General features: G+C 44.9%; 13 protein-coding genes. 6 read left to right on the top strand and 7 right to left on the bottom strand.

Translation table 11 applies throughout. From position 1 onward, the window contains the following. Nucleotides 1-94: 94 nt before the first annotated feature. Nucleotides 95-1621, bottom strand: coding sequence for a fumarate hydratase (locus GW12_RS09360; protein WP_034586772.1), 1527 nt, complete (start codon nucleotides 1619-1621; stop codon nucleotides 95-97). 665 nt (nucleotides 1622-2286) lie between these two features. Between GW12_RS09360 and GW12_RS09355 the strand changes: the two genes are divergently transcribed. Further along, the gene (locus tag GW12_RS09355) at nucleotides 2287-2526 is read left to right on the top strand and encodes a DUF2171 domain-containing protein (RefSeq protein ID WP_034586769.1); all 240 of its coding nucleotides are present in this window, start codon (nucleotides 2287-2289) and stop codon (nucleotides 2524-2526) included. A 196-nt stretch (nucleotides 2527-2722) separates the two neighbouring features. On the opposite strand, the gene pta is transcribed toward GW12_RS09355, so the two are convergent. From pta to GW12_RS09340, 3 genes are all read right to left on the bottom strand, one after another. Next, the gene (pta, locus tag GW12_RS09350) at nucleotides 2723-4864 is read right to left on the bottom strand and encodes a phosphate acetyltransferase (RefSeq protein ID WP_034586766.1); all 2142 of its coding nucleotides are present in this window, start codon (nucleotides 4862-4864) and stop codon (nucleotides 2723-2725) included. A 56-nt stretch (nucleotides 4865-4920) separates the two neighbouring features. Beyond that, nucleotides 4921-6144 (bottom strand): acetate/propionate family kinase, encoded by a 1224-nt coding sequence (locus GW12_RS09345; RefSeq protein ID WP_034586762.1) that lies wholly within the window; start codon nucleotides 6142-6144, stop codon nucleotides 4921-4923. 451 nt (nucleotides 6145-6595) lie between these two features. Then, entirely contained in the window at nucleotides 6596-7861 is a 1266-nt protein-coding gene (locus GW12_RS09340; RefSeq protein WP_034586760.1) for a glutamate-5-semialdehyde dehydrogenase, read from the bottom strand. Between the two features lie 326 nt (nucleotides 7862-8187). Between GW12_RS09340 and GW12_RS09335 the strand changes: the two genes are divergently transcribed. After that, complete coding sequence (locus tag GW12_RS09335) at nucleotides 8188-9525, top strand: alpha/beta fold hydrolase (protein WP_034586757.1); 1338 nt, start codon at nucleotides 8188-8190, stop codon at nucleotides 9523-9525. Between the two features lie 36 nt (nucleotides 9526-9561). Here GW12_RS09335 and GW12_RS09330 read toward each other — a convergent pair whose 3' ends face one another. Beyond that, nucleotides 9562-10425: a class I SAM-dependent methyltransferase gene (locus GW12_RS09330; RefSeq protein WP_034586754.1), complete on the bottom strand. Its 864-nt coding sequence runs from the start codon at nucleotides 10423-10425 to the stop codon at nucleotides 9562-9564. A gap of 117 nt (nucleotides 10426-10542) precedes the next feature. Continuing rightward, on the bottom strand, nucleotides 10543-11565 hold the full coding sequence (nagZ, locus tag GW12_RS09325) for a beta-N-acetylhexosaminidase (RefSeq protein ID WP_034586752.1): 1023 nt from the start codon (nucleotides 11563-11565) through the stop codon (nucleotides 10543-10545). A 200-nt stretch (nucleotides 11566-11765) separates the two neighbouring features. Here nagZ and GW12_RS09320 point away from each other — a divergent pair, with 200 nt between their 5' ends. Continuing rightward, nucleotides 11766-13955 (top strand): carboxy terminal-processing peptidase, encoded by a 2190-nt coding sequence (locus GW12_RS09320; protein ID WP_034586750.1) that lies wholly within the window; start codon nucleotides 11766-11768, stop codon nucleotides 13953-13955. 439 nt (nucleotides 13956-14394) lie between these two features. Next, nucleotides 14395-16461: a bifunctional diguanylate cyclase/phosphodiesterase gene (locus GW12_RS09315; RefSeq protein WP_034586749.1), complete on the top strand. Its 2067-nt coding sequence runs from the start codon at nucleotides 14395-14397 to the stop codon at nucleotides 16459-16461. A gap of 26 nt (nucleotides 16462-16487) precedes the next feature. Here GW12_RS09315 and GW12_RS09310 read toward each other — a convergent pair whose 3' ends face one another. Beyond that, nucleotides 16488-16964 carry a PaaI family thioesterase gene (locus GW12_RS09310; protein ID WP_034586747.1) on the bottom strand — a complete coding sequence of 159 codons (477 nt, stop codon included), beginning with the start codon at nucleotides 16962-16964 and terminating at the stop codon, nucleotides 16488-16490. Nucleotides 16965-17244: 280 nt separating this feature from the next. Between GW12_RS09310 and GW12_RS09305 the strand changes: the two genes are divergently transcribed. Beyond that, nucleotides 17245-18837 (top strand): peptide chain release factor 3, encoded by a 1593-nt coding sequence (locus GW12_RS09305; RefSeq protein ID WP_034586745.1) that lies wholly within the window; start codon nucleotides 17245-17247, stop codon nucleotides 18835-18837. Nucleotides 18838-18927: 90 nt separating this feature from the next. After that, on the top strand, nucleotides 18928-19761 hold the full coding sequence (locus GW12_RS09300) for a hypothetical protein (protein WP_034586743.1): 834 nt from the start codon (nucleotides 18928-18930) through the stop codon (nucleotides 19759-19761). Nucleotides 19762-19788: the final 27 nt, after the last annotated feature.

The following is a 19788-nucleotide window of genomic DNA, read 5'->3' as shown; positions in this document are numbered from 1 at the left end:
GAAAGGGAAACCACAGAAATACCCAAAAAAATGCCAGTCAATCTCTTAACTGACTGGCATTACCCTGAATGGGTGCTTTTTTATGAAGCTCAAATTAGCCTGCAGCAGCGTCAACTACTGGAATCTTGCCAATTTTTGCTTGCCAGATTTTCGGCGCAGTTGCGTGTACAGAAGTACCATTCACGTCAACAGCAACAGAAACAGGCATGTCTTTTACAACAAATTTATAGATTGCTTCCATACCTAAGTCTTCAAAAGCAACCACTTCAGCTTCGCGGATCGCTTTGGATACCAGATAAGCAGCACCACCAACCGCCATCAGGTAAGTCGCTTGGTTGTCTTTGATTGCTTCAACCGCAGCAGGACCACGGTCTGCTTTCCCGATCATGCCGTAAAGACCAGTTGTTTCCAGAATCTGGCGAGTGAATTTGTCCATACGAGTCGCAGTTGTCGGACCAGCAGGACCAACCACTTCATCACCAACTGGATCGACAGGACCTACGTAGTAGATGAATTTGCCTTTCAGATCTACAGGCAGCTCTTCACCACGGTTCAGCATGTCGACCATACGTTTGTGCGCAGCGTCACGGCCAGTGTAAATAGTACCGTTCAGAAGCAGTGTGTCACCTGGTTTCCAAGAGTTCATTTCTTCTTGAGTGATGTTGTCTAGGTCAACACGTTTAGAAGAGGATGAATCCCAAGTTACAGCAGGGTAGTCTTCAAGGCTTGGTGCTTGAATGTGTGCAACGCCTGAACCATCCAGTGTGAAGTGTGCGTGACGAGTTGCAGCACAGTTAGGAATCATACCGACTGGTTTACCAGCAGCGTGACATGGGTAGTCTTTGATCTTGATGTCGAGAACTGTAGTTAAACCGCCCAGACCTTGAGCACCGATACCCAATGCATTTACTTTTTCAAAGATTTCGATACGAAGTTCTTCGATTTTGTTTTCTGGACCACGACGAAGCAGTTCGTCCATGTTGATCTCTTCCATTAATGCTTCTTTTGCAAGCATCATGGCTTTTTCAGCAGTACCACCGATACCGATACCCAGCATACCAGGAGGACACCAGCCAGCGCCCATAGTTGGAACAGTTTTCAGTACCCAATCCACGATTGAGTCAGATGGGTTCAACATCGCAAGTTTAGATTTGTTTTCTGAACCGCCACCTTTCGCAGCTACAGTGATGTCTACTTTGTTGCCTGGAACGAGTTTGTAGTGAATGACAGCTGGCGTATTGTCTTTGGTATTTTTACGACCGAAAGCAGGATCCGCCAGTACAGAAGCACGTAGTACGTTGGTATTTTCCAAGTAACCTTGACGTACACCTTCGTTAATCGCATCGTCCAAGCTCATGGTTAAATCAAATTTAACGTCCAAGCCCACTTCAACGAATACGTTTACGATACCGGTATCCTGGCAGATAGGACGATGGCCTTCTGCACACATACGAGAGTTAATTAAGATTTGTGCGATCGCATCTTTTGCAGCTTTGTTTTCTTCACGGTCATACGCACGACTCATCGCCTGGATGAAGTCCTGCGGGTGATAGTATGAAATGAACTGAAGCGCATCTTTAACCGATGTGATCAAGTCATCTTGCTTGATAATAGTTGTCATACAAAAATCTCTTGAGCGGGCTGATAGCTAGCGGGCTAAATTATATGACAAAACATAAAACTTGTGGGGTGTTTTAGGCTGCTTTTGGGCGAAAGTTTAATGTAGAAGCTGGTTCATAACAGTGGATTACTGGATGTCATATTTCAGTAAAAAAGTGTCATATTGGCTGTCATATTTCATGTTATAAACGCTTTAAAAGGCTTTAAAAATCTATTAAATATTTGAAATTTATATAAATTATAAAAAATACAATACAATTGTTTTTGTCATATAACTGTCATAATTCTTTTGCATAATGCCTGCATCAACACTAGAGACTTAATAATATGTCAGCTTCAGTTGTTCTTATGGTTCTTGCTTTCAGTGCATATATCGCAGCGACCTGGTTCTACGGTCAGAAAGAAGATCAAGCCTAAGCTTTATCTTCTTTTTTTATGCCTGAAATTTAATAAAAATTCCTTCTTATATAAACTCTAAAAAATCCTTCTATCTTTCCTTTCTTCAAGTTTTTAATACTCTATTCACCTGCTGAAACACGCTGTATTTTTCCTATTACATAATTAACCCAGAAATACGCAAAGCTAGCTAAACCCTTACACACCGCCGATTTTTTATTGCCTAGACTGATTTCTCTAAGCTTCTATCAAATAAAAAGGGCAATCGTAATGACTACAGTAAATCCAAGTGACATTAAGGAACATGCATCAGTAATTGCTTCAGACGGGACCCAGGTTGGAAAAGTGGACCATTTAGAAGGCCAAGATTCGATTAAATTAACAAGAAGTGATGATGAAAATAATGAGCATCATTTGATTCCTCTGAGTTGGGTGAGTGAAGTCAATGGTGATCAAGTGATGCTGAATAAAACTGCTGATGAAGTCCACAATCAATGGACAACACTATAGGTTGAATGGCTTGTTCTGATCATTATCTTTTCTCGGAAAATGATGATCGGAAAGATAAAAATGCCAGTTTAGAAACTGGCATTTTTATTAATTTATTGAAAGGAAAGAATTGAATTTTAAATAAAGTATTCAAAATAAAAAGGCCACTCAATACGTTGATTGAGTGGCGAAAGCACAGATCGGGTAAATCTGTAAATTAGCGATTCGCTTGCTGATCAGCCTGAATCGCCGTCAGGGCAATGGTAAACACGATGTCATCCACCAAAGCGCCACGTGACAGGTCGTTTACAGGCTTGTTCAGACCTTGCAGCATTGGACCAACACTGACCACATTGGCCGCACGCTGTACCGCTTTATAGGTGGTATTACCCGTATTCAGATCCGGGAAGATGAATACATTAGCACGGCCAGCCACCTGTGAATCCGGTGCTTTTTGACGACCAACACTTTCCACCGATGCCGCATCATATTGCAATGGGCCATCAATCAGCAGGTCTGGGCGACGTTCTTTGGCAATACGGGTCGCTTCAGCCACTTTTTCAACATCGGCACCGGCACCTGATGTTCCTGTAGAGTAGGAAATCATGGCAATACGCGGGTCAATACCAAAAGCTTTAGCTGAGTCAGCAGATTGGATTGCAATTTCAGCCAGTTGTGCAGCGTCTGGATCCGGGTTAATCGCACAGTCGCCATAAACATAAACTTCATCTGGCAGCAGCATAAAGAATACCGAAGACACCAGTGAATATTCAGGCGCTGTTTTGATCAGCTGGAAAGCCGGACGTACGGTATTGGCTGTCGTATGCACTGCACCAGAAACCAGACCATCGACCTGATCCAGTGCCAGCATCATGGTGCCCAGTACAACCGTATCTTGTAATTGCTCACGTGCTTGAAGTTCGTTGAGCTTGCCTTTACGCAGTTCAACCATTTTATCTACATAATTCTCACGAATCAGGTCTGGATCAATAATTTCCAGATCGATTGGCAATTCAATATTACGTGCTTTAGCAACTTCGAACACTGCTTCCGGTTTAGCCAACAGGATACAATGTGCAATACCGCGAGACTGGCAAATTGCAGCGGCTTGAATGGTACGTGGCTCATCGCCTTCAGGCAGCACAATACGTTTCTTCGCAGCAATCGATTTCTGTACCAGTTCATGACGGAATGCAGAAGGGGACAGGCGGGGTTTGTAAGAACCATTGATCAGCTGTGCAATCCATTCTGCATTCAGATGGCTGGCTACAAAACGGGTTACCTGTTCCGCGCGTTCGGTATCATCACATGGAATTTCATTGCTTAAATTCGCCAGATGTTGGGCGGTTTCAAAGGTGCTGAGTGGCGTATGTAGAATAGGCAGACCATGTTTGATTGCAGTCTGGCAGAACTCCAGTACCGCTGCATTTGGCTCATAATGTTCAGTCAGTACCAGACCGGCCAATGGTATGCCATTGCTGCTCGCCAGGCTACTCGCCAACAATACATCAATACGGTCTGATGCGCTAATAATCAGTTCACCTGCGACGAATTTATGTAATTCATGTTCAATATTGGATGCAATTAAACTGCTATGTAAGACACGACGCTGCTTGGCTTCACCTTGGTTGATCCATTCTGCTGAAATATGCGCGGCCAGATCGGAAATACGTGGCACACTTAAAGTATTACTGAATGGCACCAAACCAATTACTGGAATCTTTTCAGAACCAATGTGTGGATAGGATTTTTGAATATCGGCTGTAAATTTGTTGGTATCGCTGATCAGGCGTAAGCCTGGATCAATGGTGACTGGAATCTGTGCCGAATCTTCAGGCAAGCCTTTGGTGCGCATAAACAGGACACCCGCGATTCGGCTCGAAGACGAACCACCCAGATAACGCAATTGGCTTTCCACTTTTTCAGCTGCGACTTCAGGCTGGTTAATATCCGCATTGCTGACAATTACCACTTTGGCATCTAGGGCTTGGGCTAGTGCTGCATTCAGGTTGGGTGCAAAGGTATCACGACTATTCGGCACCAGTCCTTCGACAATAATCAGGTCATGGTTTTTGGCAACCTGACGATGCAGACGTACCGCATCCTCAAGAAGCTCATCGGTTTCACCCAGATTGAAACGCTGAATCAGGTTCTCATAAGCAAGCGGTTCAACCGTCTCGCTTTGGGTTAAATGACGATATAACGCCGTAGTGCGATCATTTTCCTGAGTCTTTTCCTGTGAAAATGGTTTAACAAAACCGGCTTTTACACCCTGGCATTCCAGTGCATAAACCAGGCCTAAGCATGCGGAGGTTAAACCAACGCCTTCCCCTGTTGGAACTAATAGAATGGTCTTCATAGCGTATTCAAATATCTAAAATCAAAAAATAGAAGGTATAGGAATCCTACGCCTGCTTAAGCAAGCGCAGCCTCAGGTTCAGGCTTTTTTACAGTGGCGTTCTCCACTTCCTGCTCAACCACGTGCTGGGTTTCTTTGGCAATACGGCCTTCTTCATCGGTAGGCACGACCCAGATTTGCGGGCCTGTGCCGTTGTCGATACGGCCTTCAGTACCACGTTTCAGTGCATTGTTGGCTTCTTTGTCCAGGTTGAAGCCGAAGTGTGGCAGGTAAGCCATGGTTTTTTCACGAATATATGCTGAGTTTTCACCAATACCACCCGTGAAGAACAGGCCATCAACACGTGGCAGGCCACAGCTCAGTGCAGCCAGTGATTTTGCTAAACGGTAGCAGAATACTTCAATGGCAAGCGTTGCATCTTCATTGCCATTTTCAGACGCTTCGATCAGGGTACGCATGTCATTCGACAGGTTATCGGATAAACCGAGCAAGCCACTTTCTTTGTTCAGCATGCGATCGATTTTATACACATCCCAACCCAAGTTAGCTGCCAGGAAGCTATGCAGACTTGGATCAACATCACCACTACGGGTACCCATCACCAGACCTTCCAGTGGGGTAAGACCCATGGAGGTATCCATGCTTTGGCCATTCCAGATCGCACAGGTTGAGCTACCATTACCCAGGTGCGCAGTTAACCAGCCACCTTGTTTAAAGCTGCCCGCCAGCTCAGAACCGCGCTCTGATACATAAGCATGACTGGTACCATGGAAGCCGTAACGACGTACACCAAAGTCTGTGTACAGGAATTTTGGCAGGGCATAGCGATAAGCATGCGCTGGCATGGTTTGGTGGAATGCAGTGTCAAATACTGCAACTTGCGGTAGATCCGGGAACAGGCGCTGGGTTGCTTCAATCCCGATCAGGTGAGCCGGGTTGTGTAATGGTGCAAGTGGTGTTGCTTCACGAATTTTTTCAATAATTTCGTCAGTAATGAGTTCGGCTTTAGTCAAGCTACCGCCGTGTACCACACGGTGACCAATCGCATCAGGCTTGTAGTTCGCAAGACGTTCTAGGCCAACTTCCAGTGCTTTTTTGTGGTCGGCAAAAGGAATATGAATGTCGACAGGTTGGTCGCCGACAGTTACACCTTTAATACGGGCATTTTCAGTGCCTAAGTTTTCAGCTAAGCCGTGAATACGGAAGTTCTGTTCTTCAAGTAATAAAGCAAACTTGATCGAAGAAGAGCCACAATTAATAACTAATACTGATTTAGACACGATTGTTTACCCGATATTCTAATTAAAATTCTCATCCATTAAGTTGACCTGCTTGCGAGCAAAAAGCGATGCAATTTAGATCAGTGATGATGTTTTAACATGCGGATTTTTTATGTCCTAGATAGACTTTAGGTGATTAGACTTAAGCACTATCGATCATTCGAACAATTATAATTAAAATTTATCAGTTCATCGTTTTCATTTATGAATGAAATAGTACCTCATCCCGCGTAGTTTCATCTTGATCTAAATCTAAGAATTCTCCAAGTTTTTGCCAACCGAATACTTTGTTATAGTTTATACCCAGAATTGGTGAAAATATAAACAGACTACAATTGGATAAAGATAATCTTTATAAAATGTGACCCATGGGGTCAGTTATTGCGAGCTATCAATTTTCTTGCAGCGATAAAAAACAGCCCATTGAAAGGGCTGTTTTTTATTTGCTGGATTATTGGCGAATCTGGCCGTCACCAAACACCACCCATTTCTGGGAAGTCAGGCCTTCTAGTCCGACTGGACCGCGGGCATGGATTTTATCGGTAGAAATACCAATCTCTGCACCAAGACCATATTCAAAGCCATCGGCAAAACGGGTCGAGGCATTGATCATCACGGAGCTGGAGTCCACACCAGCCAGGAATTCACGGGCAATGCTGTAGTTTTCAGTGATGATGGCATCAGTATGATGCGAGCCATACTTGTTGATATGTTCAATCGCTTCTTCCACGCCAGAAACGACCTTGACTGCCAGAATCGGGCCAAGATATTCGGTATACCAGTCTTCTTCTGAAGCAGGGATAACTTGATCTCCCAGAATACGGCGAGTTTCGGCACAGCCACGCAGTTCGACCTGTTTCTCCTGATATAGTTCAGCGACACGTGGCAGGAATTCTGCAGCTACTTTTTCATCAACCAGTAAGGTTTCCATGGCATTACAGACACCATAGCGATGAGTCTTGGCATTTAGTGCAATCGGTAATGCCTTGAGTAAGTCTGCTTGAGCTTCAACATAGACATGGCAGTTACCATCCAGATGCTTGATCACTGGCACACGTGCTTCATTGGTAATACGTTCAATTAAACCCTTGCCGCCACGTGGCACGATCACATCAACGTATTCTGACATGGTAATCAAATGGCCGACTGCAGCACGGTCTGAAGTCTTGATGACCTGTACTGCAGCTTCTGGTAAGCCAGCGACCTGCAAGCCATGCTGAATCGCAGTGGCAATCGCTTGATTGGATTCCAGTGCTTCTGAACCACCACGTAGGATAATTGCATTCCCGGATTTCAGTGCCAGCGATGCAGCTTCTAAAGTTACGTTCGGGCGTGATTCGTAGATCATGCCGACCACACCGAGCGGCACACGCATTTTACCCAGCTGAATGCCGGATGGACGGTAAGCCATATCGGTGATTTCACCAATCGGATCGACCAGACTGATCACGTCATTCAGGCCTTGCAGCATACCTTTGAAACGTGCGGGAGTCAGTTCTAAGCGATCCAGCAGGGCACTGTCAAGATTGTTCTGGTGCGCTTTCGCCATATCAATCTGATTGGCAGCCAGAATTGCAGCTTCGCTATTTTTTAAAGCCGTATAAATTGCTGACAGGGCATTGTTTTTGGTTTGGGTGGACGCACGCGCCAAGACACGTGAAGCCTGACGAGCCTGCTGTCCTACCGTTTGCATATATTGTTCAATAGACTCTTGCATAGCGGTTTGATCACTTAGAAATATCTACCCGATATTAACAGTCTGTGGCGGGACAATGAAGTCCACTGTCAAAATTTCATGTGGATTTACAATAGCTAAACATTTTTAAATTGTTTTTATGGACAAAAGCAGACAAGCGGTTGCCAGATCAGTTGCTTGTGAAAAGCCGCTCTGTATAGAATGATTGCCAGCGACATTGATGTCAAATTACATAATAAATAAAGAGAAAGGCAGATTTTCAGGATTTTTTAAGCTGATCCTGAAAACATGACATCTCTCGATAATTGCTTGCACAATAAAAATAAGCAAGGACGGAGGAAAGGAATATGAATTCCATTATCCAGATGGATCACCCGAGCACTGATCAACCGAGCCATTATGACTTTTTTGATCTTTACGATAAAAACAGTTTCAAACAGCCACCACGTACTACCTGGATGGATGGCTGGAAAATTGAATATATGGCAATTGCCCGTCCAGACACGCTGCACATGACCCCAATGGTCATTATTGGGGGTGCATTCCAGAATTTTAATTCCTATAAATACTGTGTTGAGCAGCTGTTCGATGCCGGTCCGATTATCCTGATTGACCTGCCTTCAATGGGTGCCAATAAGCAGATTACCAATGTCGACACAGGTGTCTCTGCTGGAACGCTGGAATTAGAAGAATTGGCTGGCATGTTGGGGCGTTGGCTGGAACAGATGCATTTACCTAAAGTGGCGGTGCTGGGGATGTCACTCGGCTCTGTGGTTGCTTCCTGTCTGGCAAATCAACGTCCGGAACTGGTCGATCGCATGATCCTGATGGGTGTAATGCAGAAGACCCGTAAGAGCTGGCGTATGCTGCTGGAGGAGTCTCTACACCTGATGAAAGAAGGTCGGATGGATGAATTTGGTCAGGCAGTGATTCTGTATCTGGTCAATCATGCCCGCCTGACGGAAACCAAAATGTCACCAACAGCAAAACGCCTGTTCTTTAGACAGATGGCAGAATTTACCGAGACAGAGCAGGATCGTTATGACATCAACTGTAACCGTCTGCTGCGTCTAACCAATGTACCTATTCCACAATGCAAGGTGCTGGTCGCGTGTGGTCAGTATGACAGCTTTACCTTGCCACATGAAAATGCCAACTTTGCCCTGCAGTGTCCAGATATGCAGTACGCCCAAATTGCGGGGGCGGATCATGTACCACAGTTGCAACGCCGTAAGGAAACCATGCATTTATTTGCCACATTCCTGCGAGATGAACCGATTGATCAGCTGGAAGGCATTATTCCATTTACCCGTGAACAGATGCAGCAAATTGAACGCCGTGGCGAAGAACGAATTCCAGTACAAACTCCGGAACGTTTTTTGAGTCACCGTCATTCTGATTTACGCCTAGATGCAACCATTGTGGATTTGAGTTTCTTTGGCGTATTGCTGGAACTGGATGCAGCTCAGGTTCAGCAGGCAATTCAGTATCCACGAGATTTAGCGCTGCATTTGGAAGATGAAGAAGGAGAGTTCAAAATTGAATGCCTGATCTTTGAACATACTGAGAATCAGATCCGTGCCCTGTTCAAGCATGGCAGTTTTGATGTGGCAGATCGTTTGTTGCGTTTTGTACGTCATCAGAAAGCGATGCTAGAAGCGCCATCCTTTGATGCCGTGGTTTAATCAAGGCTCCAAATAATAGAAATAAAAAACAGCGGATTAACCGCTGTTTTTTTTAGTCGCATGAATCATCCAGACCAGATCACCGAGATGTTCATCTTGCTCGATAATCGGGTTTGGCTGACGAGGTTTAGCAAAATAACGCTGTGGCTGTTGAATCTCTACGTTAGCAAAACCTGCCTGCTGGCAGAACTGCTGCAATTCCTGCGGTGACTTAAAATGAAAGGTAAAGGCACTGCGGGACATAAACTTCAGTAAACGGCTGCAGGCCCAGATAAAACTGGCCAGACGGTTTTTGACCGGTTCAGGATAAATATCACTGAGGTAATGAATCTCCGGGAAGCGTTGCCCATATTCTGCAATACCTTTTAATAAAGTCTGCAATAGGTCTTTATCAAAGTAGTTAATCAGGCCTTCACTAATCACCACCAATGGCTGTTCGGGATCAAAGACCTGAAAAATATTAGCCAGTTCTTCACTAAAAATATCGGCGGTCAGTACTTCGGGTGCATCCTGATCTAGTGCTTTTAGCGCCTGGGTTTTGATCTTGGCCATATCGGGGAGATCTAGTTCACGATAATTGATCTCCGGGAATTTCTGTCTGAAATTCCAGCTACGCGGTGACAGGCCACAGGCAATTTCTAGCACTTGTAGTTTTGGGTGTTGCTGAATCAGTTGACACAGATGTTCGTCAATCATCTGATGGCGCTGACGCAGGGTAGTCCGCATACTACCACCGACGTGCTTTTCAGCCCAGGTTTCCAAAGGGTGAACCAGCGCGGCAAGAAATTTTCCCCGGCCTGTGGCAAAAACTGGATGTGAGATGCCCATCTGGTACCAGATATAACCGGTGTAATGCGCGGTAAAAGAAATATGGCGATGCTGTGAAAGTTGTGCTGACATGTCATCCTGACCTTGTTGTTATTGTATTGATTTTTATACAAAGACATCATAAACAAAAAGGAACACCTTGTGGTGTTCCTTTTGTCGTATTTTCAGCAATTCGTTGGATAAGAAAACTTAAGCAAACTGGTTTTTAAATGCAGTGATTTCGTCACGCACCTGACACCATTCATCACCTAGGTCTAATACTTCACCGACCTCTATCTCAGGAATGCGGCCACGCATGCGTTCCAGGCGTTCCTGATTGGGCAAAGGTAGGTCGACAATACCTTCTAATGCCACACATTGTGCCACACGGTCATTACATACCAAGCCCATATCGCAACCGGCATTCAGCGCGGCTTGAATACGGGCATCAGCGCCACCAGCCACACAAGCGGCTTGCATGCTCAGGTCATCCGAGAACAGGACGCCGTCGAAACCAAGCTCCTGACGTAAGACTTTCTGAATCCAGAATTCCGAGAAACCAGCCGGATTTGGATCGACTTGGCTATAGATGACATGCGCTGGCATGAGGGCATCTAGTTGAGGTTGTAGCTGGATAAAGGTCTGCATGTCTTTTTGCTGGATTTCTTCATAACTACGGGTGTCCACGGCAGCAGCCACGTGCGAATCAGCCTTAACAGAGCCATGACCCGGGAAATGTTTACCGGTGGAGGCCATGCCGGCGCGTTTCATACCTTTGAGGAAAGCACTTGCAAGTGGAATAATGTCCTGGATACTCTTAGCAAAGCTGCGGTCACCGATCACATCACTGATATCATTCAGATCCAGTACCGGAGCAAAACTGAAATCGATACCAACCGCCAGTACTTCGGTCGCCATCAACCAGCCACATTTTTCAGCAAGCTCTAAAGCACGTTCTGGTTCAGCCTGATACAGCTCACCAAAACAGCCCATGGCAGGAAGTAGGGTAAAGCCTTGTTTGAGGCGCTGAACGCGGCCACCTTCCTGATCCACAGCAATCAGAATATCTGGACGAATCTGGCGCATATGATCGGTCAAAGCACGAACCTGAGCCGGGGATTCAATATTGCGACCAAACAGAATTACCCCGCCAACCTGCGGAGCCTGCAGCAATTCAATATCTTCCTGGGTAAGTTGAGTGCCAGCGATGTCGAGCATCAATGCGCCAATCATATGCAGTGTCCATATTCGTATTTTTCAGCGGAAACAATACCTGATTTCTGCAATCTTTTGCTACACTTTAGCTGTACAGAATATGATAAAACTACACAACATAAACTTATTAAGTTGTTTAAGATCGCGAATACCTTCATTTTTGATCGGAAAACGACACAGTTAAATTGGTCAGGCGACCAAGGAAGTACGAACTATTTATGAAACTTCAAACAGTAGCTTGCGCAGTTGCGATTGCGACAGGCGGATTCTTTTTTACCCATGTGGTAAGCGATGCGATTGCTGCTGAAAAATCAGAAGTCACCAGCAAAGCCATACAACCTACTCAAGAACAAGCGCTTGTATCCAGACAGTTGGCTACATTGGTCGACCGTCAGCATTATTTGAATTTGCGTCTGGATGCGCAAACCTCACAGCGTATTTTTGATTTCTATATTGATAGTTTAGATGCGGAACACAGCTTGTTCCTGGCATCAGAAGTTGAAGATTATAAAAAACGTTATGGCGCCAATTTTGGTGCCAACCTAAAAGCCGGCAATTTGACAGGCCCATTTGAAATTCATGCACATTATCGTGATCGCCTGAAACAGTTTTATACCTTCATGCTAGAAGAGCTGAAAAAGCCACAAAACCTGCATCAGACCAATGTGTATATCGATACCGATCGCGAAAAAGCACCTTTCTTTAAGACTCAAGCAGAGCAGCGCGCTTACTGGTCGAAAATGCTGGTATCTCAGCTGATTAATCTGACCATTAGTAAAGAAGAAGAATTGGCGAAGCAGAAGGCACTAAAAGCCAATCCGGAACTGGCCAATGGTCAGGATCTGGCAGGCCCTGAAGATTTGACGCCAGTCCAAACACTGACCAAACGTTATACCCGCCAGCTGGAACGTCTCAGCCGGATCAAGAGTGATGATGTGTTGGACAAGACACTGAATGCGATGATGCTGACTTATGATCCACACAGTAATTACTTCCCGCCTGTGGATGCGATGGAGCTGAACCGTCAGACTACTTTACAGCTTGAAGGCATTGGGGTGTCGATTCGTCCGGAACGGGGTAATGAAGACTACACCAAGATTGAAACCATCGTTGAAGGTGGCCCAGCCAGCAAATCTGGTCAGGTAAAATCTGGTGACCGCATCATTGGTGTTGCGCAAGATGGCGAAGCTATGGTGGATGTCATCGGTTGGCCAAGTAATGAGATCGTCGGCCTAATCCGGGGTAAACGTGGTACGAAAGTGACTTTACGTTTGCTGGGTCCAGGTGCCAGCCTGAGCCAGGCGCGTAATGTGACCATTACCCGTGACGTGATTCAGGAAGAAGATGCTGGTGTTCGTACCCGTGTGGTTGAGGTCCAGCGTGATGGTAAGAAACATCAGTTTGGTGTGATTGAAATACCATCTTTCTATCTGAACTACCGTGCCCGTCGTGCCGGTACGGACTATCGTTCAGTATCTGAAGATACCAATAATGCACTGAAAGAACTGTCTGCTAAGAATGTAGAAGGAATTCTGATCGACCTGCGTAATAACCCGGGTGGTTCACTTGAAGAAGTGGCACGTATGTTGGGACAGGTGATCAAGTCCGGTCCTGTGGTACTGATTCGGGATGGCAACGGTAATGTCAGCGTCTTTGAAGATGATGATGGCGGTGCACAAACGTATGCCGGTCCATTAGCCGTATTGGTAAACCTGGCTTCTGCGTCAGCAAGTGAAATTTACTCGGCAGCGATTCAGGACTATGAACGCGGGATTGTGATTGGCAGTACCACCACAGGAAAGGGAACTGCACAGGTTCAGTTAGACAGCTTGGCCTATGGCCAGGCCACGCTGACCCAGCGTAAGTTCTACCGGATTACTGGGGGAAGTACCCAGAATAAGGGTGTGATTCCAGATATTAAGCTGGTGGATATCTATAACGAAGAGTTTGGTGAGCGTAAGGCTAAAAATGCGCTGCAATGGGATACCATTCCAACGGCACCATTCAAGCGCGAAGGCGAGGTGCAGAAATATGTCCCTGATTTGGTGAAGAGCTCACAAGTTCGCGTCAATCTGGATCCGCAGTTTAAATATCTGGAACAGCGTAAAGCCATTCAGAAAAAGACTGATGATCAGAAACGCCTGGTGCTGGATCTGAATCAGCGTAAGGCTGAGCTGGCTGAATTGGAACGCAGAACCCTGGAAGCTGAAAATGCCCGTCGTGCAGCAACAGGTTTAAAACCTTATGCCAACTGGGAAAGCTATCAGGCTTCTCTGGATGCAATGATCGAGGCACGTGCCAAGATGAAGGCGAAAGAGCGTCCACAATTGCCAGAAGAGGAAGCATTCATCACTGAAGCGGCACATGTATTGCTGGACTATGCGCGTTTGCAAGGAAAAGCAAAGTAATTTTTTACTTTCACTCATGACTTTAAAACAGCCTGCAATTGCAGGCTGTTTTTTTAGGTTTTGTTGAAAATTGGTAAATTAAAAAATATTTATTTTGATTAAAAATATGATTTATTTAGTTGAAATTTATAATATTGTGATAGAAATCTATGATTTTATAGACAATAGATGGTTTTAACCATTTGCTAAAATACGAAACACTTTTAATATATATTCAATTTTCGATTTTACCTTTGCCACATCAGGTTGGTAAAACGACGGTTTTGTTGTGCTTTAAATTATTGTAGTTTTAAGTGTTTATAAATTAAAAATCTTAACGGTTAATGCTGACCCAGGGTATAAGGGGGTAACCAACGGTTTTGGATATCCTAACATTAGGCTGATAAAAATGCAGGTAGGCTTAAACAGGTGGGTAAAGGAAGCCTATACGGAATGATATATGATTCATGTGCATTATGACATTAATCTGGTAATAGGCTCGATTTTCGTCGCGCTATTGACCTGTTACTTTGCGATTTCCATTGAACAACTGCTTTTCCGTAACGCGCCTCCCAGATTTGAAAAGTTAGTGCTGGCTGCAAGTGGTGCCATTCTTGGTCTATCGATCTGGGCCATGCATTTTGTTGGCATGAGTGCCAGCCATATGCCCGCAAATGCTTATTTCAGTACTGGCTTGACGGTTGCCTCATATGTGATTGCCTTTATTGCTTCAATCTTTGCCATTTGGCTGACAACGCGACCAACCTTACCTTTCGCACGCTTGATTCTGGGGGCTGTGTTGATGGGGCTGGGCATTGCCGGCATGCACTATACCGGGATGATGAGTATGGTCGTGCAAGGACATATCATCCGCTATGATTCTTTACTGGTCATCTGTTCAATTCTGATTGCGATCAGTGGTTCAGGTCTGGCTTTCTGGATGCTATTTAAGAACCGTGAGCTAGCTCGCCGTAGTATCTGGGTCAAGGCCAGTGTGGCACTGATGCTAACCCTGACGATTGTTGGCATGCATTATACAGGGATGGCAGCCAGCAGTTTTCATTCAATCGGGGGGCATGACATGGTCGAAATGACCATGCTGGAACGAGAATTACTGATTACTGTAGTATTCACCACCTGTCTGGTTCTGGTGGCAGGCTTCAGTGTCGCGATGCTGGAACAACGTCTGGAACAACGCAGCCGCCAGTTAGCACAAGCCAACAAAGAGCTGGCCAACCAGGCAGTATTGGACAATCTGACCAAACTGCCAAACCGGCTCTATTTATCGGAATATGCCCATTTCCTGTTTAACGATCATCAATATCGTAATGCGCAATTTGCCTTTCTCTATATTGATCTAGACCGCTTTAAAGCGGTGAATGATGTATTTGGTCACCATGTCGGAGACCAGTTACTGATTCAGCTAGCCAACCGGATTCATACACTCCTCAATGATCAATCGAAATTGTTACGTATTGGCGGCGATGAGTTCCTGTTGATTATGGAAAATGTGATGCCTGAGGAAGCGGCCAAACTTGCCGAAGATATTCTGCATACCATTCAGGAGAGTTTCCTGATCATTGGGAAATCGATCAATATTTCAGGCAGTATCGGGATTTCACTCTTTCCAGAGCATGGAGAGAATGTTCAGGACTTATTGATTAATGCCGATGCAGCCATGTTGGCTTCTAAAAATCAAGGGCGGAATACCTATTCCTTCTTTAACTTCAGTGAGGAAGAAAAGGAATCTAGAAGCCAGAGTGAACTGATTAATGACCTGTATAAAGCGGTCGACGCGCATCAATTTGAACTCTATTACCAGCCTAAGTTTCGTGCTGATAACTTGGAGATTTGTGGAGTTGAAGCCTTAATCCGCTGGCAGCATCCGACCTTGGGTTTATTGTCTCCAATTATGTTTATTAAGGGTGCGGAAAAAACCGGTCTGATTATTCCGATGGGTTATTGGGCATTAGAAGAAGCCTGCAGACAAATTCAGGAATGGGAACAGCAAGGCAAGAATTATTTCCCGATTGCGGTGAATCTATCAGCAGTGCAATTTGAGCATAAGAACCTGTTTAAAAACTTAGAAGAACTGCTGGCACGTTATCAGATTAATCCTAAGCATCTGATGATTGAAATTACAGAATCGACCGCGATGCATCACATTGATTCTACGATCCGCACTCTAGAGCATTTGCGTGATATGGGCATTCAGCTGGCGATTGATGACTTTGGTACCGGACATTCCAGCTTCCTGTATCTGAAAAATTTACCTGTGAATGAATTAAAAATTGATAAGGAATTCATTCAGGGACTGATCGCAGATTCCAAAGAAGAAATGATTCTAGAAAGTATTATTCATCTCGCGATCAAACTCGGATTAAAGGTGACGGCAGAAGGGGTAGAAACCCAGTCTCAGGCAGATATTCTGGCGCGTTTAGGTTGTGAACAGTTACAAGGTTATCTGCTCAGTCGACCAGTGCATGTTCAGGAGTTGCGCGCAACCGCAACTGCTATAGCATCCTAATCTGATAGAAAATTTCAAACAGCCCCTTAATCCAGGGGCTGTTTCATTTGGATTGCCAGCATTTCCGCTTTGGCACATTTGATCTCATTTGCAGACAAAGATAGAGCTACCCAGATTTTACGGTCTTCAATTTTCATCAGTTCACCTGTGAGTGTAATTTCGGTATTAACCAGGACCGGTCGAATAAACTGAATATTCAAATTACCAGTCACACAGCGAACCAAATTCTCGTTTCCATCAAATTTAATCCCAAGCGCATGACTTTTAAAAGCAGCGGCAGTAGCTGTACCATGACAGTCGAGTAGGGAAGCAATCAGACCGCCGTAGAGATGATCGGGAACGCCCCCAGTATAGTGTGCAGCTGGCTGAATATGGGAGATCGTACGTACCGGAAATTCTTCCCAATAACTTTTTAGTTGATAACCATGTAGATTGTTACGGCCACAGCCATAACAATGAGTATAGGGTTCTGCATACAAGTTCTGAAAGGCGATCTTTTCCATTTTGATCCTAAATTGAATGAATCCGCTTCTTTAAATATTGGATATATTAATCTCTGAAATTAAAAATGATTTCTGTCTATTTGCCTATTCTCTAAAAGTCCAACCTCCTTATTTCATATTGTTTTTAGATTTTTATTTCCTGCGTGTGAAGTTTTTGATTGTATAAAGTCCTGTTACTGCGGAATAAGCACGGCATTTAGAAATTCTGCTACAATATCGCCAATTTTTCATATTGATCGAACTTGATCTTTTGCACTGCGGTCTGCAGTAGGTATTTTCCATGAGCTTTAAACAAGAGTTGGCGGCGCAGGTCGCGCAGCGACGTACATTCGCGATTATTTCCCACCCCGATGCCGGTAAAACTACCATGACAGAAAAATTGCTGTTATGGGGCCAGGCGATCCAGGTTGCCGGTATGGTAAAAAGCCGTAAATCTGATCGTGCGGCAACTTCGGACTGGATGGAAATGGAAAAGGAACGTGGGATTTCGATTACCACTTCGGTCATGCAGTTTCCGTACAAGGACAAGATGATCAACCTGCTGGACACTCCAGGGCACGAAGACTTCTCGGAAGATACTTACCGTACCCTGACTGCGGTGGACTCTGCATTGATGGTGATCGATGGTGCAAAAGGTGTCGAAGAACGTACCATCAAATTGATGGAAGTGTGTCGTATGCGTGACACACCAATCATTTCTTTCGTCAACAAAATGGACCGTGAAATCCGTGAGCCTTTAGAGCTGCTGGATGAGATCGAAAATGTCCTGAAAATTAAATGTGTGCCAATTACCTGGCCGTTAGGTACTGGTCGTGATTTCGCGGGTGTATATAACTTACTGGAAGAAAAATTCTACGTGTACAAGCCAGGTTTTGGTTCAGTGATCACCGATATCGAAGTGCGTGATGGTTATGACCATGCCGACCTGCGTGAAAAAGTTGGTGAGCTGGCTTGGGCGGCTTTTGAAGAATCGCTAGAGCTAGTACAGATGGCGAATGAGCCACTGGATCGTGAAGAATTCCTGGCAGGCCGTCAGACCCCAGTACTATTTGGTACGGCATTGGGTAACTTTGGGGTGGACCATGTGCTGAATGCGTTTAGTGAATATGCGCCAGCACCAAAAGCGCACCCTACTCAAAACCGTAAAGTTGAAGCGACTGAGGAAGGATTTAGCGGTTTTGTTTTCAAGATTCAGGCCAATATGGATCCTAAACACCGTGACCGTATTGCCTTTATGCGTATCTGTTCAGGTAAATATGAAAAAGGCCTGAAAATGAAGCATGTGCGTTTGGGTAAAGATATACGTATCAGCGATGCACTGACTTTCCTGGCGGGTGACCGTCAGCATCTGGAAGAAGCATGGCCGGGTGATATTATCGGTTTGCATAACCACGGTACTATCCAGATCGGTGATACTTTTACTTCAGGTGAAGATCTGCACTTCACGGGTATTCCTCACTTCGCACCGGAAATGTTTCGCCGTGTACGTCTGAAAGATCCTCTAAAATCCAAGCAGCTGCAAAAAGGCCTGAAAGAGCTTTCTGAAGAAGGTGCGACTCAGGTGTTTATGCCACAAAACAGTAACGACCTGATCGTCGGTGCCGTGGGTGTGCTGCAGTTCGAAGTGGTGGCATACCGCCTGAAAGAAGAATACAAGGTGGATTGTATTTACGAACCGGTGAGCATCAACACGGTTCGTTGGGTGTCTTGTCCAGATGAGAAGAAATTCAATGAGTTTAAGAAAAAAGCCCATGACCAGCTCTCTGTCGATGGTGGTGGTCACCTGACTTATCTGGCACCAAGCCGAGTCAATCTGCAACTGATGCAGGAACGTTATCCAGACATCATTTTCCGTAATACACGTGAACACTAAGCTTTTAAATCTTGAAAATCTAAAACAGCTTCTTCGGAAGCTGTTTTAATTTGTGCTACATTCACTTATCTCTTCAAATTTTCTTGCCTTATGAAACGGAGTCATGCAGTCCTACTGGGTTCAGCCATCAGTTTAAACCTGTTGCTGAGTGCCTGTGATCAGAAAAAACCAGAACCAGAAAGTAAACCACAGCAACAGGCAGAAGTGGTGCCAAAAGTAGAAACAGAAGATGTACTGCCTTATCTGAATATTCAGGAACAGCCGGCCAAAATCGCGCTACCATTTTGTGAAAATAAAAACTGTATTGATCTGGATATTCAGACTTTAAATACGGTCGACCCCTGGATTAATCAGTGGATTGAACGTAAGCAGGCAATGGTGATTCAGGACCAGATTGAGGTTAAAGAAAAGCAGGATCTGAGCCTGCAGCAGGCCGTCAATGTTTATGTGAAAAAATCGGATTCCTGGCAAGAACAGCTGAAACTAAACAAGGCGTATCAGTTGGCGATGTATACTCGGATTCCGTACCAACGCAATCAGTATGTGCTGATGCAGATTGGTGTCGATACCGATCAGGAAAATATAAAAGTGAAGGAACGCTATTACTTCTTTGTCGCAGATCGCCGTAGCCAGAAGAATCTCACCACTTTAGATATTATTAATCCGCAGCAGCGCGTTGCCATGGATAAAATTGTCCAAGAGGCGTATGCCAAATGGCTGAAAGACATTGATAAAGAAGTGCAGCACAATGCCCCGAAAAAACTGTATTGGGGGCAGGCAGACTGGTTCTTTGATCAGGAAGGCATTGGCCTGCATTATCGTGGTGGCGAGATTGTCAAGGACGCGAAACAACTTGATATTTATTTGACCCAAGAACAAACACAACAGGTCTTGAAAGCTGAAGTGTATCAGCATATGTTCTAGGAAGAATGCCCGAAATCGGGTGAAATG

Source organism: Acinetobacter sp. HR7, from assembly GCF_000773685.1.
Taxonomy (GTDB): Bacteria; Pseudomonadota; Gammaproteobacteria; order Pseudomonadales; family Moraxellaceae; genus Acinetobacter; species Acinetobacter thermotolerans.
Note: the sequence above shows the minus strand (reverse complement) of the source record. Positions and strands in the feature narration are given on the sequence as shown.

Excerpts from the sequence above, each read along its gene's own strand:
- GW12_RS09320 (WP_034586750.1), top strand. The coding sequence starts at position 11,766 with ATGAAACTTCAAACAGTAGCTTGCGCAGTTGCGATTGCGACAGGCGGA.
- GW12_RS09315 (WP_034586749.1), top strand. The coding sequence starts at position 14,395 with ATGATTCATGTGCATTATGACATTAATCTGGTAATAGGCTCGATTTTC.
- GW12_RS09305 (WP_034586745.1), top strand. The coding sequence starts at position 17,245 with ATGAGCTTTAAACAAGAGTTGGCGGCGCAGGTCGCGCAGCGACGTACA.
- GW12_RS09355 (WP_034586769.1), top strand. The coding sequence starts at position 2,287 with ATGACTACAGTAAATCCAAGTGACATTAAGGAACATGCATCAGTAATT.
- GW12_RS09340 (WP_034586760.1), bottom strand. The coding sequence starts at position 7,861 with ATGCAAGAGTCTATTGAACAATATATGCAAACGGTAGGACAGCAGGCT.
- nagZ (WP_034586752.1), bottom strand. The coding sequence starts at position 11,565 with ATGATTGGCGCATTGATGCTCGACATCGCTGGCACTCAACTTACCCAG.
- GW12_RS09300 (WP_034586743.1), top strand. The coding sequence starts at position 18,928 with ATGAAACGGAGTCATGCAGTCCTACTGGGTTCAGCCATCAGTTTAAAC.
- GW12_RS09360 (WP_034586772.1), bottom strand. The coding sequence starts at position 1,621 with ATGACAACTATTATCAAGCAAGATGACTTGATCACATCGGTTAAAGAT.
- GW12_RS09310 (WP_034586747.1), bottom strand. The coding sequence starts at position 16,964 with ATGGAAAAGATCGCCTTTCAGAACTTGTATGCAGAACCCTATACTCAT.
- pta (WP_034586766.1), bottom strand. The coding sequence starts at position 4,864 with ATGAAGACCATTCTATTAGTTCCAACAGGGGAAGGCGTTGGTTTAACC.
- GW12_RS09335 (WP_034586757.1), top strand. The coding sequence starts at position 8,188 with ATGAATTCCATTATCCAGATGGATCACCCGAGCACTGATCAACCGAGC.
- GW12_RS09330 (WP_034586754.1), bottom strand. The coding sequence starts at position 10,425 with ATGTCAGCACAACTTTCACAGCATCGCCATATTTCTTTTACCGCGCAT.